At 51.7% G+C, this 19,956-nt stretch carries 17 protein-coding genes; 14 read left to right on the forward strand and 3 right to left on the reverse strand.

Features of this window, described 5'->3' with window-relative positions; genetic code table 11:
* The first annotated feature begins 70 nt into the window (after window positions 1-70).
* The 7 genes from glmU (at window position 71) to HFK74_RS33470 (ending at window position 10,476) form a co-directional block, all read left to right on the forward strand.
* Window positions 71-1,438 (forward strand): bifunctional UDP-N-acetylglucosamine diphosphorylase/glucosamine-1-phosphate N-acetyltransferase GlmU, encoded by a 1,368-nt coding sequence (gene glmU, locus HFK74_RS01515; RefSeq protein ID WP_180202064.1) that lies wholly within the window; start codon window positions 71-73, stop codon window positions 1,436-1,438.
* A 200-nt stretch (window positions 1,439-1,638) separates the two neighbouring features.
* A complete protein-coding gene (locus tag HFK74_RS01520) occupies window positions 1,639-2,418 on the forward strand; it encodes a DeoR family transcriptional regulator (RefSeq protein WP_180202467.1) in 780 nt (259 codons plus the stop codon).
* A 1-nt stretch (window position 2,419) separates the two neighbouring features.
* Window positions 2,420-4,252, forward strand: coding sequence for a glutamine--fructose-6-phosphate transaminase (isomerizing) (gene glmS, locus HFK74_RS01525; protein WP_180202065.1), 1,833 nt, complete (start codon window positions 2,420-2,422; stop codon window positions 4,250-4,252).
* A 176-nt stretch (window positions 4,253-4,428) separates the two neighbouring features.
* The gene (locus HFK74_RS01530) at window positions 4,429-5,325 is read left to right on the forward strand and encodes a TnsA endonuclease N-terminal domain-containing protein (protein ID WP_180202066.1); all 897 of its coding nucleotides are present in this window, start codon (window positions 4,429-4,431) and stop codon (window positions 5,323-5,325) included.
* Window positions 5,318-7,495, forward strand: coding sequence for a Mu transposase C-terminal domain-containing protein (locus HFK74_RS01535; protein WP_257230231.1), 2,178 nt, complete (start codon window positions 5,318-5,320; stop codon window positions 7,493-7,495). Before HFK74_RS01530 ends, HFK74_RS01535 begins: the two co-directional genes overlap by 8 nt.
* A complete protein-coding gene (locus tag HFK74_RS01540; protein ID WP_180202067.1) occupies window positions 7,488-8,930 on the forward strand; it encodes an ATP-binding protein in 1,443 nt (480 codons plus the stop codon). The genes HFK74_RS01535 and HFK74_RS01540 overlap by 8 nt, the downstream gene beginning before the upstream one ends.
* A gap of 34 nt (window positions 8,931-8,964) precedes the next feature.
* Window positions 8,965-10,476, forward strand: a complete 1,512-nt coding sequence (locus tag HFK74_RS33470) for a TniQ family protein (protein ID WP_180202068.1) — start codon at window positions 8,965-8,967, stop codon at window positions 10,474-10,476.
* A 43-nt stretch (window positions 10,477-10,519) separates the two neighbouring features.
* Here the strand turns inward: HFK74_RS33470 and HFK74_RS33400 are convergent, their stop codons facing one another.
* Window positions 10,520-10,738: a BPSL0761 family protein gene (locus HFK74_RS33400; protein ID WP_368738151.1), complete on the reverse strand. Its 219-nt coding sequence runs from the start codon at window positions 10,736-10,738 to the stop codon at window positions 10,520-10,522.
* 622 nt (window positions 10,739-11,360) lie between these two features.
* On the opposite strand from HFK74_RS33400, the gene HFK74_RS01550 reads away from it, so the two are divergent.
* The gene (locus HFK74_RS01550) at window positions 11,361-12,482 is read left to right on the forward strand and encodes a TniQ family protein (protein ID WP_180202069.1); all 1,122 of its coding nucleotides are present in this window, start codon (window positions 11,361-11,363) and stop codon (window positions 12,480-12,482) included.
* A 178-nt stretch (window positions 12,483-12,660) separates the two neighbouring features.
* Here HFK74_RS01550 and HFK74_RS01555 read toward each other — a convergent pair whose 3' ends face one another.
* Both HFK74_RS01555 and HFK74_RS01560 read right to left on the reverse strand, forming a co-directional pair.
* Window positions 12,661-14,229: an SIR2 family protein gene (locus tag HFK74_RS01555; RefSeq protein ID WP_180202070.1), complete on the reverse strand. Its 1,569-nt coding sequence runs from the start codon at window positions 14,227-14,229 to the stop codon at window positions 12,661-12,663.
* Between the two features lie 316 nt (window positions 14,230-14,545).
* Window positions 14,546-15,754 (reverse strand): MFS transporter, encoded by a 1,209-nt coding sequence (locus HFK74_RS01560; RefSeq protein WP_368738152.1) that lies wholly within the window; start codon window positions 15,752-15,754, stop codon window positions 14,546-14,548.
* A gap of 137 nt (window positions 15,755-15,891) precedes the next feature.
* Here HFK74_RS01560 and HFK74_RS01565 point away from each other — a divergent pair, with 137 nt between their 5' ends.
* From HFK74_RS01565 to HFK74_RS01590, 6 genes are all read left to right on the forward strand, one after another.
* Window positions 15,892-16,389, forward strand: a complete 498-nt coding sequence (locus tag HFK74_RS01565) for a MarR family winged helix-turn-helix transcriptional regulator (RefSeq protein WP_180202071.1) — start codon at window positions 15,892-15,894, stop codon at window positions 16,387-16,389.
* A 66-nt stretch (window positions 16,390-16,455) separates the two neighbouring features.
* Window positions 16,456-16,959 (forward strand): arsinothricin resistance N-acetyltransferase ArsN1 family A, encoded by a 504-nt coding sequence (locus tag HFK74_RS01570; protein ID WP_180202072.1) that lies wholly within the window; start codon window positions 16,456-16,458, stop codon window positions 16,957-16,959.
* Window positions 16,960-16,973: 14 nt separating this feature from the next.
* Window positions 16,974-18,329 carry an NAD(P)-binding domain-containing protein gene (locus HFK74_RS01575; RefSeq protein WP_180202073.1) on the forward strand — a complete coding sequence of 452 codons (1,356 nt, stop codon included), beginning with the start codon at window positions 16,974-16,976 and terminating at the stop codon, window positions 18,327-18,329.
* A 329-nt stretch (window positions 18,330-18,658) separates the two neighbouring features.
* A complete protein-coding gene (locus tag HFK74_RS01580) occupies window positions 18,659-19,072 on the forward strand; it encodes an arsenate reductase ArsC (protein WP_180202074.1) in 414 nt (137 codons plus the stop codon).
* A gap of 8 nt (window positions 19,073-19,080) precedes the next feature.
* Window positions 19,081-19,437: a metalloregulator ArsR/SmtB family transcription factor gene (locus tag HFK74_RS01585; protein ID WP_175375644.1), complete on the forward strand. Its 357-nt coding sequence runs from the start codon at window positions 19,081-19,083 to the stop codon at window positions 19,435-19,437.
* A 42-nt stretch (window positions 19,438-19,479) separates the two neighbouring features.
* Complete coding sequence (locus HFK74_RS01590) at window positions 19,480-19,950, forward strand: arsenate reductase ArsC (RefSeq protein WP_180202075.1); 471 nt, start codon at window positions 19,480-19,482, stop codon at window positions 19,948-19,950.
* The last annotated feature ends 6 nt before the right edge of the window (window positions 19,951-19,956 follow it).

The following is a 19,956-nucleotide window of genomic DNA, read 5'->3' on the forward strand; positions in this document are numbered from 1 at the left end:
ACCCTTTTTTCTTTTCCGATATTCATCACGTTGGTCGCAGCCGCTGACCACCCAGGATTGGTAGCCAGTCATGTCTCTTGAAATCGTTATCCTCGCTGCTGGCCAGGGCACCCGCATGCGTTCGGCCCTGCCGAAAGTCTTGCACCCGATCGCCGGCAATTCGATGCTCGGCCATGTTATCCACAGCGCCCGACAACTTGATCCACAGCGCATTCACGTGGTGATCGGCCATGGTGCCGATGTGGTGCGCGAGCGCCTGGCCGCCGACGATCTGAACTTCGTCCTCCAGGACAAACAATTGGGTACCGGTCATGCCGTGGCCCAGGCAGTTCCCTTCATCAAGGCCGACACCGTGCTGGTGCTTTACGGTGATGTGCCGTTGATTGAAATCGAGACCCTGCAGCGTTTGCTCAAGCTTGTAGTGCCCGGGCAGATGGGTCTGCTCACCGTCGAGCTGGATGACGCAACCGGTTACGGCCGCATCGTTCGCGGCACTGATGGCAAGGTCTCTGCCATCGTCGAGCACAAGGATGCCAACGAAACCCAGCGCGCCATCAAGGAAGGTAACACCGGGATCCTCGCGGTTCCGGCCGATCGCCTGGCCGACTGGACGGGTCGCCTGTCTAATAACAACGCACAGGGCGAGTACTACTTGACCGACGTGATCGAAATGGCGGTCAGCGACGGTCTGGTGGTTGCCACCGAACAACCCCACGACGCCATGGAAGTGCAGGGCGCCAACGACCGCAAGCAGCTTTCCGATCTTGAGCGTCATTATCAGCTGCGCGCCGGCCGTCGCTTGATGGCCCAAGGCGTGACCCTGCGTGACCCGGCCCGTTTCGATGTTCGGGGTGAGGTCAGTGTGGGTCGCGATGTGCTGATCGATATCAACGTGATCCTCGAAGGCAACGTTGTCATTGAAGACGACGTGGTCATCGGCCCGAACTGCGTGATCAAGGACAGCACCTTGCGCAAAGGCGTGGTCATCAAGGCCAACAGCCATATCGAAGGGGCGATTCTTGGTGAAGGCAGCGATGCCGGTCCGTTCGCACGCTTGCGTCCTGGCACTGTGCTCGAAGCACGGGCGCATGTGGGTAACTTCGTCGAGCTGAAAAATGCTCACCTGGGCGAAGGTGCCAAGGCGGGCCACCTGACTTATCTTGGTGATGCCGAAGTGGGCGCACGCACCAACATCGGTGCCGGCACCATCACGTGCAACTACGATGGCGCCAACAAGTGGAAAACTGTGTTGGGCGAAGATGTATTCATCGGCTCCAACAACTCGTTGGTGGCACCTGTGGATATCTTGGATGGCGCTACCACGGCGGCGGGTTCGACTATTACCTCCACTGTGGATAAAGCGCAGTTGGCAGTAGCCCGTGGCCGGCAAAAGAACATCGACGGTTGGAAGCGACCGGAGAAGATCAAGAAAAGCTAAGTTATCCACACAGCAATGCTCGGAAGTAGTTATTCACAGGCTATAGCCTGTCAATAATATTAACCGGCAAGCCTCGCTTGGTTCAGGAGGCTTGCTGTTAATAATTTTATCCACAGGGTCTTTTGATCACTCCGCGCTTGACGAAGTTTCACTGATAGGGTTTGATTGCTTTCGCTATCTTTCGAATCGAAACTTATCAAATCATGTCGAAGCGCAACACACCTCAGCGACGCCACAACATCCTTGCCTTGCTCAACGAGCAGGGCGAAGTCAGTGTGGATGAGTTGGCCAAGCGTTTCGAAACCTCTGAAGTTACGATCCGCAAGGACCTGGCGGCCCTTGAGAGTAACGGTCTGTTGCTGCGTCGTTATGGCGGCGCGATCACCTTGCCTCAGGAACTGGTGGCCGACCTGAGTCAACCGGTCTCCAGATATAAGCAGGCCATCGCCCGTGCAGCCGTCGCGCGGATTCGCGAGCATGCACGCATCATCATAGACAGTGGCAGCACCACCGCATCGATGATTCCGGAATTGGGCCAGCAACCAGGCCTGGTGGTGATGACCAACTCCCTGCACGTCGCCAACGCCTTGAGCGAACTTGAGCATGAGCCGGTGCTGTTGATGACCGGCGGCACCTGGGACCCGCATTCCGAGTCCTTTCAGGGACAGGTCGCCGAGCAGGTACTGCGCTCCTACGACTTCGATCAATTGTTCATCGGTGCCGATGGTATTGATCTGGTCCGCGGTACAACCACCTTCAACGAATTGCTGGGACTCAGCCGGGTCATGGCCGAAGTCGCCCGTGAAGTGGTCGTGATGGTGGAGGCCGACAAGATCGGCCGCAAGATTCCCAACCTGGAGCTGCCCTGGAGCAGCGTCCATACCCTCATTACCGATGATCGCCTGTCGCTCGAAGCGCGGGATCAGATTAAAGCCCGCGGTATCACTTTGATTTGCGCGGCTGTCAGTCAGGAGAAATAACATGTGTGGAATTGTCGGCGCAGTTGCAGAACGTAACATCACCGCCATCCTGGTCGAAGGCCTCAAGCGCCTGGAATACCGTGGCTACGACAGCGCGGGTGTAGCGGTGTACACCAATGATCAAAAGCTCGAACGCGCGCGTCGCCCGGGCAAGGTCAGCGAACTCGAACTAGCCTTGGCCGAGGAAGCGCTGGTCGGTCGACTGGGCATTGCCCACACTCGTTGGGCCACTCACGGTGCACCGTGCGAGCGCAATGCGCATCCGCATTTCTCTGGCGATCTGGCAGTGGTGCACAACGGCATCATCGAAAACCACGAAGCCCTGCGTGAACAGCTCAAGGCCCTGGGTTACGTCTTCACTTCGGACACTGACACCGAAGTCATCGCCCACCTGCTGAACCACAAACTCAAGGATATCTCTGACCTGGCCGAGGCCCTCAAGGCAACGGTGAAGGAACTGCACGGTGCATACGGCCTGGCAGTGATCAGCGCGAAGCAACCTGATCGCCTGGTAGCAGCCCGCAGTGGCAGCCCGCTGGTGATCGGCCTGGGCCTGGGTGAGAACTTCCTGGCGTCCGACCAATTGGCGCTGCGTCAGGTGACTGACCGTTTCATGTACCTGGAAGAGGGCGATATCGCCGAAATTCGCCGCGACAGCGTGCAGATCTGGGATGTCAGCGGCAAAGCTGTCGAGCGTGAGACCGTGCAGTATCGCGATGGCGCCGAAGCAGCTGAAAAAGGCGAGTTCCGCCATTTCATGCTCAAGGAAATCCACGAGCAACCGTCCGTGGTGCAGCGCACCCTGGAAGGTCGATTGAGCCCGAACGGCGTGCTGGTACAAGCTTTCGGCCCACAGGCCGCCGAGCTGTTCGCCAAAGTGCGCAATGTGCAGATCGTCGCCTGCGGCACCAGCTATCACGCCGGCATGGTTGCCCGTTACTGGCTCGAAGAATTGGCCGGCATCCCGTGCCAGGTCGAAGTCGCCAGCGAGTTCCGCTACCGCAAGGTCGTGGTGCAACCCAATACTCTGTTCGTGACCATCTCCCAGTCCGGCGAAACCGCCGACACCCTGGCCGCGCTGCGCAACGCCAAGGAACTGGGTTTCCTCGCCAGCCTGGCCATCTGCAACGTCGGCATCAGCTCGCTGGTGCGAGAATCCGACCTGACCCTGCTGACCCAGGCCGGTCGCGAAATCGGCGTGGCGTCTACCAAAGCGTTCACCACGCAATTGGTGGGTCTGCTGTTGCTGACCCTGTCCCTCGGCCAGGTCCATGGCTCGTTGGCCAAAGGCGTTGAAGCCACGCTGGTCGAAGAACTCCGCCGCTTGCCAACCCGACTGGGTGAAGCGCTGGCGATGGACAGCACCGTGGAGAAAATCGCTGAACTGTTCGCCGAGAAGAATCACACCCTGTTCCTGGGGCGCGGCGCGCAATTCCCGGTTGCGATGGAAGGGGCCCTCAAGCTCAAGGAAATTTCCTACATCCACGCCGAAGCCTACCCGGCTGGCGAGCTGAAGCACGGCCCGTTGGCACTTGTGGATAACGACATGCCAGTGGTCACCGTGGCGCCAAACAACGAACTGCTGGAGAAGCTCAAGTCCAACCTCCAGGAAGTCCGCGCCCGGGGTGGCCAACTGATCGTTTTCGCTGACGAGAAGGCCGGCATGACCAATGGTGAAGGCACGCACGTTGTGCACATGCCGCACATCCACGACATCCTGTCGCCGATCCTCTACACCATCCCGCTGCAGTTGCTGTCGTACTACGTGGCCGTGCTGAAAGGCACCGACGTAGACCAGCCACGTAACCTGGCGAAATCGGTGACTGTGGAATAAGTTATCCACAGCTGATCGAACCTTATGTCTCTGAACAATTAGGTTTGTCACAAGATAAATAGCTTTGTCACAGATTAAATAGGTTTGTCACAAGGGCCCTTGAGAGTAAAATTCTTGCCGCGTCGCACCAAGCTCCTGCTTGGGCGACGCGGTCCCTCAACCCTTGGTCAGCAGTAATGGTCAAGCAAACCAGCGTTCCAGCCCGTCGTATCCCATCACGTCTTGTCACTCAGGACTGGATCGATAAGCGTATTGCCTCCGGCGTCGGCCAAGGCGTAAGGGAGCAGTATCGCCCTTGGATCAAGGTCCGATCCGTCGCGTCGCTAGGCTCTTCCCATATTGTTCCTGGTGTGAGGATTCGGCGAGCCCACCACCTCCTGTCGAAGGCGGAATTCCACTTCCATCTGATCCTGGAGCACGATCCCGCAGTAATCGACATCCGTGAGCAATTCCCACTTTTGCCACAGGCAGAGACCTACTCCATCGCATGCAGCCTTGGATATCGGCCAGTTTTCTACCCTAGGACCAAGGTCCCTCACGTGTTCACGACTGATTTTGTTATCACCTCGGCGGCTGAGGGTGGAGGCGAAAAAGTCGTTGCTAGAACGCTTAAGTACCGGAAGGAAATTACAGAGCTCTCCCCCAAGAAACGTGCCCGTTTATTGGAAAAGCTTGCGATTGAGAAGTTGTACTGGAGTCGAAGGGGGGTTGATTGGAAACTGGTGTTGTATGAGCATCTTTCTCCTGTGCATATTCAAAATTTGGTTAAGCTTCGGAGCCACGCATTAGTTTCGGCGTCCCTAGCAACTGAAAAAAACTTTCAGAAGGTCAGCGAATTCATCGACGCATCTAGGCCAAATGAAATTTCGCTGCGGCTCCTTATAACAAAACTCTCGAAAGCATTGTTCATGGATTACAAAGAAGTCAAATCGCTTTTTTTCCATATGCTTTGGCAAAGACGGCTGTCGATGGACTTCGAAAATCAAGAAATTGACCTAGCAAAACCTTTGAATGTTTCAACACAACAATCACTCGTAATAAATATTTGTGTTGAGAGGCGAGACCATGCGTAACCTCATTGCTAACTGTATTATTTCTCCTTCAGCAGAGTCAGCAATTTTCGCCTGTCCAGTACGATTACTTGAACTGGACTCGGCGCGGCGAAAAGTTATTGTTATTGATTATACATTCTCTCCCAAAAAACCGTGGGTCGAGGATCTTGACCCAATTCTTATTGAACTTGATTCAGCACTGTTACGTATATCTCCAGAGCAGGCCCCAGATTTTTTGATCCGAGATGATGATGAAATATCAGAAAACGAGTTGGCAAGTCGGGAGAGAAGATGGAACCTGGTTCGAGACCTTGTTGAGGGCCGTACCGTTGGGGAGCTATTAGCGGGCGGCTGTTTTGGTTCACGGGTTAATGCTCATGCGCTGGCCGTAGGCGTCGACCGAAAGCAAATCTACCGTTTATTGTTCAGGTACTGGAGCATGGGGCAAGTAAAAAATGCCTTCTTGAACAATTCTACAAATTGGGGAAAAGCCGAGAGTCGGAATATCGCGCCAGGTAAACATTTGGGCCGCCCGCCCAAGTATTTAGGCGTTGTTTATGAAGACCGGGCGATACTGCTCGGAGAAAAAGAGCGGTCAGTCATTAGACTCGCCTATGATCGGTTTGCCAGCGGAAAGTGCGGTACAGTTCGTGACGCATGGGACTGGATGCTAGGTGAGTTTTACACAAAAACTCTACCAGGAGGTGAACCTGGAGAAGTTGTAAGGGGAACTTATCCGACGATTTCCCAGTTCAAATATCATGGGAAGAAGTTTTTTGACGATAGTTATGTATTAAAAGGTCGTCGGGGTTCTATCCGGTGGAACAAAGATTACCGAGCATTAACAGGATCAGCAAGTGATGGGGTCTTCGGTCCGTGCCATCGATTTGAGATTGATTCGACCATCGCTGATATTTATTTGGTACACCGGATTAACCGTAACTGGTTGATCGGGAGGCCAGTTATTTATGTGGTTGTCGATAATTACTCTCGCATGATTGTAGGGATACATATCGGTCTTGAAGGCCCTAGCTGGAACGGCGCTCGCCACGCTTTATTTAATGCCTATACCCCTAAACAGGAGTTTTGTAAGCGTTATAACGTAGAAATTTCGGAAGATGAATGGCCTTGCCATCATTTGCCTTTCGAGCTCTCGGCAGATCGGGCTGAGTTGCTCAGTGAGGCGGGTGAAACTATGAGCAACACTCTCGGGACAATTCTAAAAATCGCTCCTCCTTTCCGACCTGACTGGAAATCGATTGTCGAGAGCCGATTCCGTCTAATCAACGAGGGGCTTGATCTAAAATTTTACCCCGGCGGTGTTGATGCCCGGCGCTTGGAGCGAGGTGATCGCGATTACGAGTTGGACGCAATCCTGGACATCGACCAATTTACTGAGATGGTCATTCTCGCAGTGTTGAACCACAACAGAAACTTGCGTCTACCGCACCTCTTGACTGAGCAGATGATTGCGGACGAGGTGAGCCCTACACCTCTCGAGATTTGGCGATGGGCAATGGACCACAGCCCCATCAACGCACGAACAAAAGGCGCTGAAGAACTTAAAATTGCATTGTTGCCGTCTCGGGAAGCCCCCATCAAACGCGGCGGGATCTACTTCCAAGGCCTGCTTTTTACGTGTGAAATTTTGCAGCGAGAGCAGTGGGCTGAAAACTCGCACAATGGCACCACTCGCTATGTCCGGGTTTGGTACGACCCTAACTGCGTAGACAGTGCATGGGTAAAGGTGGGCGCCGAATTTCATCCGCTGACACTGGCGCCTCACATGGCGCAAAAATTCAGTGGTTATCGCCTGGAGGAAATTTTGGACGTGCTTAGCATTACGAAGCAGGTTTCACCTGATGAGTCGTTTCAAGCAACTCAAGATCGGGTGAAATTGAAGCAGAGAGGCGAGGAGATCGTTGCCGAAGCGACCAAGATGAAAAAGCAGGCCGGGAAGCCACCATCCAAAGCCAAGTTTAAAGCGGACAAGCGTGTGAATCGCCAGGCTGAACTCGTGGTGGACCGTGCTCGCGATAGTGTTGACCTTAAAGTAATCCATTCCGGTTCTACGGCAAGTTCTGAATCACCTCGCGAACCTGCAGCCCTCGAAAAAGGCGAACTCTCTTCCCGAGGCCGGAGCTTCCTTAAGCTGGTAACCGGTGAATCTAAGGGCTGCGGCCATGAGTGAAAAAAAACATCAACCCGCGTCCTATAGACCGACGGGACTACCTCATTATGACGGCAATCCACTTATTGAGGCTCTCCCTCCTATCCTCAGCGATGAAGATGTCGCACGGAAGATTCTCCATTCACCGCTTAAACCTACTGAGGCTGAGCTCACCCTTCCTGCCAAGCTCAAAGTCCATGGGGTGAACAGACTCACTGATGCTGTTATCCCACTGGAAATCCACTTGCACTTGGAGGACATCTTCAGCCAACTGCTGAGACATGGATACACCTCCCGCGATCCTTTTCACCGCGATACTGTCGCCATGCTGCATGCTTCCTCGATCGAAGATCTGAAATATTCCGGATTCAAATCGTCGGCGTCGACGATAACGCTCGTTGGTCTTAGCGGCATGGGTAAGACTACAGCCCTGAGCGCGATCGCTCGCCTTTATCCGCAAACCATTAGGCACTCTGAATATGCCGGCCGGCCATTCATACAGACTCAGGTAGTTTGGCTGAAGATCGAATGCCCTCATGATGGTTCGCTTCGTGGATTCTGCGCTGCATTTTTCGCTGCTTTGGACGAAGCGTTGGGTGTGCATGATTACAGCAAGCTTATGTCCACGCGCATGAACATCAGCATTCTCCTTCAAAGGATCGGTCAGCTTTGTCGTAGTTACTTCATCGGCGCATTGATCATTGATGAGTTACAGCACCTCAACTCAGCACGTGTTGGTAATGGGAAGGAGACCTTGCTTAATTTTTTCGTAACCCTTTCGAACGAGGCTGGTATCCCATTGGTGTATGTAGGTACCAACGCCATGGTGCCGTTGTTCTCAGGTGTGTTGCGCAATGCACGACGTGCTGTGGGGATGGGAGTGGTGTCATTTGATCGATTCAGCGCGGACGATGATTACTGGCGATACCTCGTACAAAGACTCTGGGAATATGATTGGACAGGATCCCCTACACCGCTAACCGCGGCTTTGGAGGATAAGATCTATGACCTGACCCAAGGCAACACTGACTTTTTGGTAAAGCTGCTCACATTGACCCAGCGATATGTCATCTATGAAGGGCTACCAAAGGTATCGGAGGAAATTTTGCAGCGCGTTTACAACGAGCAGATGCGTTTACTGCATAAGCCTATCGAAGCGCTGCGCAGTGGTGATCCTCTTCAAATCGCAGATTTTGAAGACATGATGCCTGCGAAAGATCAGATCTCGCAGATGATGAATTTCGACTTAGTACGGCGTGCAAGACGGGCTGATCTGGCGTTGATTTCGAATATCGATGGGGCGAGCAAGAGAGAGAGGGCCAATGAGCCGAAAGCAAATCCAATGGTCCCAGTAAGCAAGTCAATCGATTCGAATATCGCTAAAGAAATCGCTGAATCTGACGACCTGGATGCAGCTTTATCGGCAGAAGGATGGATAGACGACAAGCCTTGGTAGTAATCCCTTTGACGAGCTCTAGCAGGAGACAGCCATGGAGCTTTTTCCGCAAGCTTTCCCTGATGAAACAATCTATAGCCTGGCGTCCAGGTACCATAAACTTGCAGCCAACTCTAGTTATCGTCAAACGAGCAACGAGTTATTTGGTCGATACTCTAGGACATGTGGCTCGGCTTTTCCTTGCTGTCTCGACGCTCTTTCACAGCGATTATCCAAGCAGTTGTCAGTGAATCACCTGATCCAGGAACATACGTTGTTACCGCTTTTCGCACCGTTTCTCAACGCCCGTCAGTTGGGAGTTGCTACTGAAGCTATGTGTGGTACATCCGGAATTGGTTTGAAAATGTCTTTGGGGAGCACTGCATCAGGGTTTGAGCATTTTGGATCTCTGAGGTTTTGCGAATGCTGCCTTGCCCACGATTATCAACATGTGGGTCAAGCGTATTGGCATCGAATTCATCAAGCAACTGGTGTGTTGGTGTGCCCGTATCATAAGGTCGTGCTTAAGATTGTGAGCAAACCACGCGATGATTGGAGGCATCTGTATCTACCTGACAGTCTCAAAGCTCGCGACGTAGAAGATGCAGTTTTGTATCAGGACGAAACCCCTCCGTTAATTGAGGTGGCCCGACTCATAGCTTGGGGGCTTTGTAACCCTGCCCAAGTGGCAAAGCTCCTCGCAAGTGGTTTGCTTCGTTTTCGGCTTACTGAGTTGGGAATGATTCATCGGGATCGTCTTCGTTTATCAAGGCTGGATACTTACCTTAATAAAGTTATGGAAGATGCACCTCGATCACGGGAGTATCAGGTACTGAACTCTGATGGATCCAGGGGAAGCGAGTGGGCTGTTCGGCTACTCCGTGCTCAGAGACGTTCCTATCACCCATTTCGTTTTTACTTCCTCTGCCACCTGCTAGGACTTACCCCCGAGAGATTTACCGAGTCGGACTTCGCCTTTACGTCTCAAGATCCATCGACTCGTGTTGGCACCAAGCGAATGCCTATCCTACCGCTACGCACCCCTAGCGATTCCGAGGTGAGCGCTCAACGAGAGCGATTCGTTGCCTGTTCCGAATCAGTACGAGTTCATGATCGGGTCGGGTATATGTGGTTATACCGGAATGATCGGAGCTGGCTGACGGAATACATCAGATCCCATCGAGTGCCAAATATTGGGCGTTCGCATGTGGATTGGGCTGCCAGAGATGCTGAACTTACGGTTGAACTGCAAAAAGCACATGACCACCTTCTCCAATCCAAGGATCGGCCGGTGAGGATCTCTCGTGCTGTACTTTCCCGTTCAGTTCCGCGTCACTACGATTTTCTGCGACTACCCGGAAAATTCCCTCTTTCTAGCCAGGCAACGGTGCGTCTAGTCGAGACCGAGCACGATTTTCAGTTGCGTAAGCTTCGTTGGGTGCTAGCAAATTCTCCTTATCCGGGCCGTCTCGCCTTTTCAGTCTTGCTGCGTTTGGCGGGAATTCGCATCAGGCATGTCTCGGACGTTGAGCTCCAAAACCTGTTACAAGAGATCCCATGCATGTAGCTAATCTGCTACCAAACTGTCTCAATACCTCCAACGGACCTACCTAGTCTATTCGCGAACTAAGAAATGGTTCTGTCAGCGAATCGGTTCGATGCTCTTCAATTTTACCGGCCAAAAGCACCTCCCTTGCCGACGGATAGTGTCGAAGTAGCCGGATAGCTTCTTTGCGTATGCGTTCTTCGACAGTGGGGTCGGTGGACAAATCGAGCAGGAACTCCTGTGTTTGGACAATTGCTCGTGTCCGTTCCTGTGGCAAGGTCACGTTAACCTCCTGAGGCTCACAGCCGATCTTCGCAAGGGGACAACATGCAAATATAGCCGTTGGTGCGAACTATAGCTGGAACGATTGCACGAGCCTGAGGAGTCGTAACAAGCCATGGTTGCTACATCCATAACCGACGGCCATCCTTCCCAACGCGGATGAACCTTGTTTAAATGGCCCGCGTATTCACTGCATTCCCAAATGGGTTGTCGACAGACGCTCTTACAGCAGTCGAACGAGTGACAACCCAACTCATCTCCTTATTGTGAATCAATGCAAGGAGCCGATGGCTTGGTGGAGGCCCGGCCTTGAAAGCCCGATAGAGGCTGGGCAAGCACAAATTGATTCGCGAGAGTGCGGAGCAATTCCTACTGGAGAGGTCATGGACCCAACCGCTCGAATCTTCGAGTCATGTTCGAAGTCGATTTAGCGGCACAGGTGTCGATAATCGCAGGCAACGAAATTTTCCAGGGGAGGTTAAGCTTTTTTGCTGTAGGCCGTATGCTTCATTTGAAGTAAAAATAATGCATGGTGGAGTACCTACGTCAAAAAAATCTCAGCGCCTTGCAAAGGTTATAAGCAAATCGTTATTCGTTAAACTGAAAAGTTGGCAGAAAGCAAAGTGAGTCGATCAGGTCAAGTCAAGCTATTTCCATGTCCGTTCCCTGACGAAAGTTTAGAGTCAATAGTTTTTAGGTATCACTTACTAACTGGTTCAAACAGTGAAACCGCCACATCAACTTCTTTATTTAATGTGCACTTTGCTCCTGGGGAATATAATCGAGAACACCTTCGCGTGCTTGTGGATAAATTGTATGGGGTTGGTAATGACAGGTATAATTCATTTTTGATTAATCATACTTATTATAGGTTAACTAAAAACTTTAATTCAGGAAGTATGTTAGGGCCGATTCGAGATGGTGGGTGGCGAATTACAAACTTCGGGTCGTCAAAATTTTGTCCAGAATGCATAAGAAATGATATTGAGGTTTTCGGTGTTCCCTATATTCATAGATCGCATCAGCCATATTTAGTTGATTTTTGCTGGGAACATCATGCGAAGCTGACTGCTATTAAGGGTAGACCGTCGCGTGGTAATTATCTGTGTGCAGAAGACTTCTATCAGTGCCTGACAGAAATTGCTAACCAAGAGGTTGCTAAAACGAAGTCTAGGTTCCAAATTAGAGTCGCAATATTTGTACACAAAATTCTGAATAATGATCTTCCTAGAATAGAGCGCGTTGACTTAGTTAGATCGGTTGACTATAAATTGTGGCGTTCCGGTAAAATAAAGAAAAAAGTTAACTTCAGTGGCAGAGTGCCAAAAAAACATAGGAATCGCTGGGTGGTGGATTCGCTTACTAAATCCTCAATATACGGCGAATCAACAGAGCTATTTTCAAATAGTGTTTCAGTTTCGGTAATGCTGCTTGCTTTTTTTTATAGTTTTGAGGAGTTCCGGGAAGCAGTATTAGACGCTATTAAGTATCGTGATGTTTCTCAATTTTCAGGTTTTGTGAAAAATAAAAGTCTAGTATGGTTCTATCGCAGACATGCTTTGGCTCTGGAAAAAAGTCGTGTTAATATCGAGCCTATAAGCCAGTGGCTATCAATAAATGATAAAGACTGGCATGAAGAATATATTGCAGTTGTTAATAGGGTTCCGCCCGTTAAAGATTATTTTGAAGGATGTTTAGACGAGCTAAAAAGTTTTGCTTATGAATCAACATACATAACCCGTTAATAGAAATACCAGTTAACAATAATGTCTGCTTAGTGAATACCAGAGGCGAGTCATTGTTGGTCTTCGAAGCCTACGAAGCCAAGGAGGAATCACTGCATCTTTGGAAAAGTGCAGTGAATGGAGGCGGTGGTGAATCCAGCGCCTCACCCACATTTAAAATTTTCCAATTATTTTTTTGTCAAAATTTACCACTATTTTTTATGAAGTCGTAAAGACAAACAGCTTTAGCAAAATCGCTGACTTGGTGTGAGGTGTCCGCATGTTTCTTTAAAATTTCAAATAGATCTTGCTGGCCAACTTTAATCAGTGCGGGCTCCATATATGGTAGCATTCTTAAAAACAGGTTGAATTGAAGTTCTTTGTAGAGTTCGTTCACGCTTGTCTTTAATTGCGGTATTGTTTTTGATCGTCGCAGTTCATATCCTTTACTGCGATAGTCATCAATTGTAAGCTTGTACCTTATGATGGCTCCTTCACATAGGTTGCTGGCTTTATCCGTCAATTCGCCAGTGGGCGTGATGCAACCTGCTTTTTTAAGGTAATAAAAAATCGGCAGTCGTTGAGTACCCTTTGCAAGCTTTGGGAAAACGCTCATAACCACGTCGAGAGCATCGTAGTTACCAGTTTCAAAAATCACCTCTCGGAGAAGGTGGCTTCGTTCCAGGCCAATAAGCCCTTGTTTTGCGATAGCCTCACCTTTTTTAACGGTAGAGATGGCGCCATATCCAACCACAAACTCGGTTAGCGATTCACTTTTCTCCAGATCCTGTTCCTGCCTCACATAGAGCTGTCCCTTTGGGTCATCTGTAATAACCAATTCATAAAGCTCATCCTTGATTGTCCTAAAAATATGCGCCGGGATGCGCTTTTTAGTCTCAGCAAGAACCTCGAAGAGTTCTGTGAAACTACTCGCGGTGATGAGCTTTACTGGAATTCTCTTATGGATGACAGAGTCGGTGATCGTAGGGCCGTCGAGCTCTTGTTTCCATTCAACAAAGATAAGTTTGTCTCGCAGGAAGTCGAGACTCTTTTCGGGGAAGCAGCTGATTATATCTTCAAGTATGTCTGCAATATGCGGGTCTGTTAGCGAGTAACCAAGGAAGATTACGGGGCGCTCGATAAAAATTGTCAACAGCTTAGATGAAAGGTAAGGGTTTTTTCTTCGGTATTCCTCATAATCGCCGGAAGTGAGCACCAACGAATTTGGCTGTGTGGCGCAGCCATGTATTTTATAAATCTCAGCAATACCGTGACTTCTACCGGCAATAAGGCCGTCTTGGCCGATGAAACTTGTGAATTTCGGAAACAGCTGCTCGATCAAACAGTCCCAGTTTGTGGTGATCACACCGTCGATATTAGCTTTTCGCAACAAATCTAGTTCATGTTTAAGCTCGGCATTAATATTTTCATGCGCTGACTTTAAATACTTCGATATTTCAATCTTTAATATTGAGCTGTCGTTAATTAAGTCAGTTTTAAATTCTTGTGCGGTCTGCTCCGAGCCAGGTAGCTCCCACCATTTATTGCAATAGGTCTCGGCAAGGAGTTGGGCATATTTTGGAAGGTCTCCGCTAGAGTTGGTTTTCAGACGCAGAGAGTTCTCACCTATGAAGTCACAGAATTTTTGGAGCAGTTGCTCCCAGCCTTCCACTCCTAAATACCGACGAGACATTCCTGATCCGATGAACAGCATCGGCGAAGCTTCGAATTTCTTGAAATGCTTATTTAGGTTTTCCTTGAAGGGCATTCTTACCTCTCCATTTTTTTGTGAGCTACATGTCAACCGGGCGGAAACTGTCTTGGTATGCTCGTAACTCCAGTTCCTCTGCCTCACAGTAGCAGCTTCAGATTCTCCTCTTACCAGTGAATGGCAATTGGAAGCGAATGGCCACTATAAATTGATTCCTGATGAAATCCTTGGGATATTTCTGTAAGGCCATCCGGATGGTATCGGGTCTGTTTTCACACTGACGTGGTTGTAGCCACCGCAGCCAGTCCAATATTAGAGTGCAAAGACTCAGGTTCTCATTCGGGGCAGCGAATCCTGTGATGCTATGAGGTAGCTATCGATCCTGAACGGTATTTTGAGTGGACGGTAAGTGCCAAGTGGCAATGAAGCACATCAACAAAAAGCCGCACATCACTCCAAGCATTACCGACGCACCATACCGCTCCAAAATGAAAGCTGCGGCGATCGGGCCGCAAGCTTGGGCGACAAGAACCGGCCGTGCGAGCAGTCCCATCCGTACGCCATAGCCTTGAGGTCCAAACAGGGCCAACGGAAGAGTACCCCGAGCGATGGTGAGAATGCCGTTACCTGCGCCGTAAAGTGCAATGGCCCCGAAAGCCAACCAGGGCAGACCCGAGATCAGCAGTGCAAGCCCAATCAAACAAAGCAATACACCAGCCCGTGCAGACCAGGTCGGGTGGAGATTTCTACCAATGGAAAACTCCGCCAGCCGCGCCACAACTTGCGAGGGACCAATCACCATGCCGATGGTCAATGCCACAGCAGTCGCGATTCCCAATTGCTTGAGGGCATTAAGTAGGTGCACTGAGATGCCAGATACCACCAGAGCCAGAATCGTCAGAATGGCGCCAATCAACAAGAGCAGGTGATTGGTAACGGGACGAAGCTCTGACGCACCGGGTGATGTGTTTATGACGGGATGGGGCGGTTGTTTTGTGCTTCCAGGAATCAACAGGGCGTGAATAGGGAATCCGATTAGCAAGTGAGCCGCTGCAATGACGCAGCAGGCGCTCCTCCAGCCGATCCAACTCTCCAGACCCGCAATCACCGGCCAGCCGATGGTGCTGGCGAACCCGCCTAACAGGGTCAAACCGGTAATTGACGTTCGAGCCCCCTCACCAAACAGTCGTCCCAAAGTTGAAAAAGCAGCGTCGTATAAACCTGCCGCCATGGCGAAGCCGATCAGGGTCCATGCGAGGTAGTAGGTGGCAATGCTGCCCGCTAGTCCCATCAATAGCATGCCGAGTGCCAACAGCAGTGAACTGGCGGCCAGGACTGAGCGTCCGCCATGGCGATCAATCTGACGACCCACTGCCGGTGAGGAAGCTCCCGCTACCAGAAGCCCCCAGGACAAGCCACCCACCACACCGGTGATGGACCACCCGGTTTCTTTAGCTATTGGAGCCGCAAGCACGGCGGGCAAGTAATAGGTCGAGCCCCAGGCAAGAATCTGAGTGAAGCCCATCCCCCATACGAGCCTGGAGCGATTGATCGGGGGATGGATCTGCTCTGGAAGTGTCACGACCGGCGCGCTCGTTTTTAGTTGTCAGTAACAACAAACTAGCGCCTTCCTCCGGGAGCCGTCAACCCGAAGATCCGTGTTGACGATTCCGAAATACGAGGATTATTGTTGCAGCTAACAACTAATTTGTGACGGTTATGACTAAGCTTAAAAACGATCAACTGACCCAGGACTCCGAGGACTTGTACGAGGCTATGAACCAGCTTGTTCGCGTCCATCAGTTCCGTGATCGTGATCGAATCTGCTGTTACGACGTATCTGTAACGCAGTGCTACGCCGTCGAAACGCTGGTCAAAAGGGGCTCGCTGCGCCTTCAGGTCTTGGCGGAAGAAATGTTCCTGGACAAGAGCACGGCGAGTCGAGTGATCGATACGCTGGAGCGCAAAGGATATGTGTCCCGTGTCGAGGATGTTGAAGATCGGCGTGCAGTACGAATCCAGGCAACGGATGCTGGACGTGAGCTGTACGAGAAGATCAGGGCTGACCTGATTGCCGAGGAGCGAGCGATGATCGAGAACCTCTCGCCTGAAGCTAGGCAGGGAGCGTTGAGCTTGCTTAGGCAAATTACACGGGCCACGGAGATTCGTTGCGGGCTTGTGAGCGAGTGCTGTCCAGCTGTGAAAAGCGTGGATTGAAAAAGGGAGGATTTTCCCTTTTTTTGCCAAAAATGTTGTTACTACCAACGTAATGGAACGCCAACAATGCAAGTTCGTTTAGCTGAAGCCAAAGACACCGTTTCTATAGCTGCCATCTACAACCAAGGGATTGAGGAGCGTAGTTCTACGTTTGAAACGACTCCTCGCAGTCCGGCAGACATGCTTGATCGCATCAACTCAATAGGACGTTATCCAGTGTTGGTCATGGTCAATGAAGACGATCAGATTGTTGGATGGGCTGGGCTCAGTAGCTATCGCGCTCGTGCCTGTTACGACGGCATTGCGGATTTCTCCATCTACCTGGATCGCAGCATTCGCGGCCAGGGGCTCGGCAAGCAGCTGCTTCAGTCACTGCTGAAAGAAGCCGAAGCTCGCGGATTCTGGAAAGTCCTTTCGCGCATTTTTACCTTCAATCACGCCAGCCTCGCACTGTGCGAAGCCTGCGGTTTCCGCCAAGTGGGTGTGTATGAAAAACACGCCTGCCTGGAAGGACGCTGGCTCGACTGCGCAATTGTTGAGCGCCTGTTTCCGGTCAATCAACCAGCCTGAAGAAGGAGTCGATCATGGAAAACAATCATCTTCCCGTCGCCATCATTGGAGCAGGCCCGGTGGGCCTTGCCGCAGCTGTCCACTTGCTGGCCAGAGGTATCACTCCGCTGATTCTGGAAGCCGGTCCTAAAGCTGGGTCCAGTATTGAAGAATGGGCGCACGTGAAGATGTTCTCTCCATGGCAGTTCAACGTGGACAAGGAAACGGGCAAGCTTCTGATGGCCGATGGTTGGAATCCACCACAGGAGAACGAATATCCAACAGGTCGTGAACTGCTGGATCGGTTTGTTCGACCTCTCGCAGACCTCGAACTGATTAAGCGTAACTTGCAGCTTAATACCCGTGTTCTGGCAGTCACCCGCGTCGGTCAGGATGTGATGAAGACTCAGAGCAGATCGACGGCTCCTTTCTTGCTGCGTGTTGCAGGGCCAGCAGGTGAGAAGGATGTGTTGGCCAGCGCCGTCATTGATGCATCGGGCACCTACCTGACGCCAAACTGGATGGGCGCTCATGGCATCCCAGCCTTGGGTGAAATCGCCCAAGCAGCGCACATTGCGTACGGCATTCCGGAGGTACTGGGTAGTGCCCGGAATCGATACGCCAACAAGCGAGTGCTGGTGGTAGGTGGTGGTCATTCCGCATTCAACGCTCTCCAGGATCTGGTGCTTCTAACTCAGGAGGCGCCCCAAACCAAAGTGCTTTGGGCGATCCGGGGAAATCCCCTTGAGCGCATTCTGGGTGGTGGTGCAAATGATCGGTTGGAAGAGCGCGGAAAGCTCGGCCAGAAAATTCGCCAGTTGCTGAATGACGGCGTGATCGAGTTGTTCAAAAACGTCGCTATCGATCAGGTTGTTGGCGATGGGCAAGGGTTGGTCGTGAAGACGGGGGAGCAGTTGCTTCCACTGGTGGACGAAATCATTGTGGCGACTGGATTCCGCCCAGACCTGAGCCTGCTTGCTGAGCTACGCGTATCACTTGATCCCGCTACTCAAAGCCCAATGCTGCTTGCTCCAATGATTGATCCCAACGAGCACAGTTGCGGTACGGTCAGACCCCATGGTGCGGTAGAACTGGCCCATCCCGAGGAAGGTTTGTTCGTTGTGGGGATGAAGAGCTATGGCCGGGCGCCTACGTTCTTGTTGATGACGGGGTATGAGCAGGTTCGGTCTGTTGTCGCGGCATTGGCGGGTGATTGGGATGCGGCCAAAAGGGTTGAGCTGGTCCTCCCGGAAACCGGCGTATGCAACTCGGATTTCGATGAAGTCGATGATCGCTTGAAAGCTTCGGCAAGTCAGGTGCCATGTTGCGGCGCTGGTGGGGGAATCCCTGAGGTCGCACCTCGTACCTCGCCGGGTTGTTGCAAAGCCTAGTGCACTGCCACTGAGCCCGCCGTCGATGTCCGGGGCGGGTTAGGGGCGACCTTCTTATTTCTACCGCATGACCAGGTAGTCCTTGAGCCCGAGGGGCGACCTTTTTCTGCGTGAATGACAGATTAATTACAAAAACCATATATATACCAGCGCAGATAATTGAAGATAAATGGAAAGCTATTTACGTGGCTAACGCTGTAATAGAGGGCTTTCATTGAAGGTGGTCGGCGGGAACCAATCGTTTTGATGGATTACTGTGTCGTTAGCTCTTTACGTTGCATACGAAAAATCATATATTCGTAAAACCGTATATGAGCTGAGGCTTCACAATGACCAGCAAAGCCCGTGTCCTGTTCGTCTGCACCGCCAACGCTGCACGCTCTCAGTTGGCCCAAGCGTTGTTGAGACATACCGACTCAGAGCATTTCGAGGCATTCAGTGCCGGCACAACTCCGACTCAGGTCGATCCGCGTACCTTTGAGGCGCTCTCACACATTGGTGTGAGCAGCGAAGGCTTACGCAGCAAGTCGATAGACGAATTCCGTGGTGAGCATTTCGATTACGTCATTACCTTGTGTGATAAAGCCGCCGCCGAATGCCTGTCGTTACCTGGCGCGGGTGAGGCGTTGGCCTGGAGTTTTGAGGACCCGGTGACCAGCACCAAACCCGATGCCTTCCGTCACACCCTTCACGAAATTCATGAGCGCATCAAGATGTTCGTCTTGGTCAAAAACAAACACTGAGAACCGATATGGCTGACCATCTGACACCGACCACTGTTTTCAAATGCCTGGCTGACGACACTCGGGTGCGCACCATGTTGCTCATCACGCGCGAAGGAGAGCTGTGTGTTTGCGAGCTGACCTGTGCGTTGAACGAGAGTCAGCCAAAAATCTCCAGGCACCTCGCACAACTACGGACTTGCGGCCTGTTATCGGACCGTCGGCAAGGCCAATGGGTCTATTACCGACTGCACCCCAATCTGCCGGATTGGGTTCATCAAGTGCTGACCACGGTGCTGGAAAGCAACAAGCACTGGTTGAGCCCCGATGCCAAACGGCTTGATGAAATGGGTGACCGCCCTGAGCGTGCAGCCGTGTGCTGTTAAAGCTGGATCGTCTGACTCCGCCTTCGACTACGAGACCGCTCGATGAAAATCTTGTTCCTCTGCACTGCCAACAGTTGCCGCAGCATCCTTTGCGAAGCGGCCTTCAATCACTTGGCACCGGAAGGCATGAAAGCCTATAGCGCTGGCAGTCAGCCTAAAGGCGAGGTGCATCCGCTGAGTCTCAAAACGTTGGAGAAAGCTGGTATTTCGACGACCGGGCTGTTCAGTAAGTCCAGCGATGTCCATGTGAACCTGGCTCCCGATTTCGTCATCACGGTGTGCGACAAGGCCGCCGGTGAAGCTTGCCCGGTATTTTTTGGACCGGCCACCAAGGCCCACTGGGGGCTTGCTGACCCTTCGGAATACCACGGGACTCAAGAAGAAATTGAGGCGGCTTTTGAAGCCACCTTGGAACAGATCAAAACCCGTATTGAAGCCTTCCTGGCTTTACCGCTATCCCAACTAAGCGCCGAACAGCTCAAGGCAGAGCTGGCCCTGATTGGCACGCTGTAACCACAG

The organism is Pseudomonas sp. SbOxS1 (assembly GCF_013416725.1).
GTDB lineage: Bacteria > Pseudomonadota > Gammaproteobacteria > Pseudomonadales > Pseudomonadaceae > Aquipseudomonas.